The sequence below is a fragment of the Novosphingobium mangrovisedimenti genome, assembly GCF_025153475.1.
In the GTDB taxonomy this organism is placed as follows: Bacteria; Pseudomonadota; Alphaproteobacteria; order Sphingomonadales; family Sphingomonadaceae; genus Novosphingobium; species Novosphingobium mangrovi_A.
This window is the reverse complement of the sequence record NZ_JANZXA010000075.1, coordinates 1-322: the sequence shown is the minus strand read 5'-3', so window position 1 is coordinate 322 and position 322 is coordinate 1. Positions and strand designations below refer to the sequence as shown.

The window sequence follows — 322 nt, the reverse complement described above, 5'->3', positions numbered from 1 at the left end:
GAGCACGGCCAAGGTTTCTGTCGCCGACCAGGCAAAGGGATACGCCCTGGCCTGTCGGATCTATCCGATGAATGACCTAGTCATCGAAGTTCTATGAAAACCAAGGGAGAGTTGTCATGGCTACGGAGTTGAAAAGTACAGAAAACGAACACGGCATAAAGTCCGAGTACGGCCATTATATCGGCGGCGAGTGGATCGCCGGGGACAGCGGCAAGACCATTGATCTACTCAATCCCTCGACCGGCAAGGTGCTGACCAAGATCCAGGCCGGCAACGCCAAGGACATTGAGCGTGCGATTGCCGCTGCCAAGGCTGCTTTTCC

At 55.3% G+C, this 322-nt stretch carries 1 protein-coding gene; it reads left to right on the top strand.

Annotated elements, in window-relative coordinates; genetic code table 11:
- Positions 1–116 precede the first annotated feature (116 nt).
- Positions 117–322, top strand: a 206-nt coding sequence (locus NZK81_RS21530) for an aldehyde dehydrogenase family protein (protein WP_260048000.1), incomplete at its 3' end; no start/stop codon positions are given.